Source organism: Azonexus sp. (genome assembly GCF_036170495.1).
Classification (GTDB): domain Bacteria; phylum Pseudomonadota; class Gammaproteobacteria; order Burkholderiales; family Rhodocyclaceae; genus Azonexus.
The window spans coordinates 1-3,196 of the sequence record NZ_JAVHPH010000259.1 but is presented as its reverse complement, the minus strand read 5'-3'; the positions used below and the strand labels follow the sequence as shown (position 1 = coordinate 3,196).

Sequence of the window (3,196 nt, the reverse complement as noted above, 5' to 3'; positions counted from 1 at the left end):
ATTCTCAGCGTCGGCAAACGCCTGACGTCAAACGCGCTGGTTTCCTACGAGCAGACGCTCGGTCGCGCCGAAGGCATCGTCAAGCTGACCGTTAACCTGACCCGGCAGATCGCCGTCATTGGCCGCGCCGGCAGCGACAACGCGCTGGACATCTTCTACACCATGAGCTTCCGGCGGGCAGAAGAAAAGCCCGTCATCAAGCAAGACTGAAACAAGTCGCCGGATCATGCTGCGGCGACATGGTTTTTAACGGTTTGGTTGTCGGCCACATGCGCCAGACGCCTCATTTCAGCCCGCAAGGCGACCTGTTGCCCGGCGGTGATCATGCGCTGGCCGGTATGCCATTCATACTCGACGGCAGAATCGCCAACACCCAGTTCGTAGAGCGCCTGCGCCATCTCGCGCCAGTCATGCCGCTCGATATGCCGGCCATCGCTCAAAGCCGCGACAAATTCACTCTTGAACAAAGCTACGCTTGCAGTAATCGTCATGACAGCACCTCCAATAAGTTCAGCTTAGAGCCATCGTTCTTTGGGGTCGGTGACATATTTCACGCTGGCCATCAACCAGCCGCCAAACAACCCCGCCATTTGCCGACCATGGCCAGCAACTCGGCATGATTGATCGGCTTGGCCAGAAAATCGTCCATCCCGGCCGCCATGCAGCGCTGCTGCTCCTCGGCAAACGCGGCCGCACTTAGCGCCACAATGGGCTGCCGGGGCAATCCCTTTTCCCGCTCCCAGTCGCGGATCAAGTGGGTGGACTCGAGACCGTCCATGACCGGCATCTGCACGTCCATCAAGAGCAGATCCGTGGGCCTGCCGCTGGTGATGAAGGTCAGCGCCTCCAGCCCGTTCTCGGCGACGTCGACGAGATAACCGTCTTTCTCGAGCATCGCCTTGACCAATCTCCGGTTGACCAGATTGTCTTCAACCACCAGCACCCGGCCACGCTGTCCAAGTGCTGCGGCATCCCCGCCGGGAGCCTGATGACGCGGCACCTGGCGACTTTCCTCGCCGGCGTCGACGATGCCGGCCCGAATCCGGAACCAGAAACGCGCCCCCAGCCCCGGCTGGCTGTCGACGCCGACTTCGCCATCCATCATTTCGGCCAGACGGCGGACAATGGACAGGCCAAGGCCGGTGCCCCCGAAATCCCGGGTGGTCGAGCTATCAGCCTGCGAAAACGGCTGAAAAAGCAGTGACTGCTGGCTAGGCGAAATGCCGATGCCGCTATCGCGAACCGAAAACTCGAGGATCGCCCCGCGCTGGTCGCGGCCGACCTCGTCCGCCTCGATATCGACAAAGCCCTGCGCCGTGAATTTCACCGCGTTGCTGACCAGATTGGACAGCATCTGCCGCAGACGGATGGCGTCGGCACGGTAGCGCGCGCCGGCTTCGCCCCGCCAGATCGAGCGAACCGCCAGTTCCTTGTCGTGGACCGCCCCGGAAAAAAGCATGACGCTTTCGTCGACCAGCTGCTTCGGGTCGAAGACCGCATCGGACATCACCAGCTTGCCGGCTTCGATCTTCGACAGATCGAGGACATCGTTGAGCAGGGTAAGCAAGGTCTGGCCGGAATTGAGGATGATGCGCGCGAAGTCATTGCGCTCGTCAGTCGATACCCCGGGCATCAAGAGCAGTTGAGCCATGCCCAGGATGCCGTTCAACGGCGTGCGGATTTCATGCGACATCATCGCCAGAAACCGGCTCTTGGCGCGATTGGCTTCCTCCGCTGCCTCCTTCGCAGCATAGAGTTCAGTCACGTCGATGCGAAAACCGACGGTGAAGCCTTCCGGCGTCCGGCGTTCGAGAATCCGCAGCCAGCGGCCGTCATCAAGCTGCTGGATGATCTCGGTATCGCCCCGGCGATGCGCCGCCAGACGCCCGGCGACCCATTCGTCTACGCGACCGATGGCCTCCTGGTACTGACCGCGTTCAGCGCCGGTGCGAATGATTTCCTCGAAGTGCTTGCCGGGCACCAGCAGATCGGCCGAGCTCCGATAATACTGACGGTACTCGTCATTGAAATAGGCCAGCCGATCATCCTGATCGTAAATCACGAAGGCCTCGCCGATGGTATCGACGGCCGAGGTAAGCATGGCCTCGCTATCGTGCAGGCGCTTGCCCATTTCGGCCCGCAGCGCGAGCGAACGCAACAAAAACAGCATGAAGGCGACAAAAACAACGCTTACCCCGGCAGCCGAGCTGAGCACCACCCGACGATGGCTCAAGAAAGGCGTCAACACCTGATCGACGGCATGGCCGATGACAAAACTCAGGCCATACGCCGGCAGGCGGTAAAAGCCGTAGATTCGCTCGACACCGTCCACCTGCGCCTGTCGCCTGAAATTGCCGGTGAGCGGCGCATCGGGCGGAAGATAGGGCGCACCGACAATCATCTTGCCCATGGCGCCGGCGAAATCCGGTTCGCGCGCAATGACTTCGCCATCATCGGCAACGACCGTGCTGACCGCCTCCCGGGCAATTTTTTCACTGTAGGCGGCAATCACTCCAGGGCTGACCGAAGCCACCAGCACCCCGCTGAAACGCCCGTCGATGAGGATGGGCCGGGTGAACTGGATCGACCATTTGCCGGACACCTTGCCCTGGACCGGCTTGCTGATGAACAGCCGGTCGCCACCGGCCAGATGGGCACGAAAATGGGCCCGCTCGCCAAGATAGAGGCGATCCCGGGTTGCAGCCAGATTGGAATAAGCCAGCCAGCCCTGGGCATCGATCACCGCCACCTGAAAGGCGATGTCTTCCATGTATTGCTGGCGCCGTTTGATCTGACCGGCAAATTGATCCGGATGCCCGTCCCACTGCGTACGCAAGTCGAGCAGCATGGCATCGAGCCGCTTGATGGCCGAAGTCGCGCTCTCGGCGAAGGCCTGGGCCTGGAAACGGGTTGAATTTTCAACCTCACGCAGATAGCCCGCCCGGCTGCGTTCAAGCTCGTACCAAGTCATCGCCGAGATGAGCGCCAGGCCAATTACGAGCATCAGCCAGAGCAGCGGCCGAAGTGACGGGGCGGAATATTTTTTGTATGGAATTTGAAGCACCTGTGTCGATCATTTGATCCGGCCAGCGGCCGAAGATGTTCGGTGCAGCTCACTGGCCGAGAAGATGATGTTTACCTCGCCTATGACCAAAGTCAATAGCCCGGCTCGCCGCCTCTCCACCGGAACTCAGTG

General features: G+C 60.8%; 3 protein-coding genes. 1 reads left to right on the top strand and 2 read right to left on the bottom strand.

Annotated elements, in window-relative coordinates:
- Positions 1–210: hypothetical protein (locus tag ADADOO_RS09310; protein ID WP_511276962.1), on the top strand; the 210-nt coding region annotated here is incomplete at its 5' end.
- A 14-nt stretch (positions 211–224) separates the two neighbouring features.
- On the opposite strand, the gene ADADOO_RS09305 is transcribed toward ADADOO_RS09310, so the two are convergent.
- Together ADADOO_RS09305 and ADADOO_RS09300 are read right to left on the bottom strand one after the other, a co-directional pair.
- Complete coding sequence (locus ADADOO_RS09305) at positions 225–491, bottom strand: hypothetical protein (protein ID WP_511276961.1); 267 nt, start codon at positions 489–491, stop codon at positions 225–227.
- A gap of 71 nt (positions 492–562) precedes the next feature.
- Positions 563–3,004 carry an ATP-binding protein gene (locus tag ADADOO_RS09300; RefSeq protein ID WP_511276960.1) on the bottom strand — a complete coding sequence of 814 codons (2,442 nt, stop codon included), beginning with the start codon at positions 3,002–3,004 and terminating at the stop codon, positions 563–565.
- Between the last annotated feature and the right edge of the window lie 192 nt (positions 3,005–3,196).

Excerpts from the sequence above, each read along its gene's own strand:
- ADADOO_RS09305 (WP_511276961.1), bottom strand. The coding sequence starts at position 491 with ATGACGATTACTGCAAGCGTAGCTTTGTTCAAGAGTGAATTTGTCGCG.
- ADADOO_RS09300 (WP_511276960.1), bottom strand. The coding sequence starts at position 3,004 with ATGCTCGTAATTGGCCTGGCGCTCATCTCGGCGATGACTTGGTACGAG.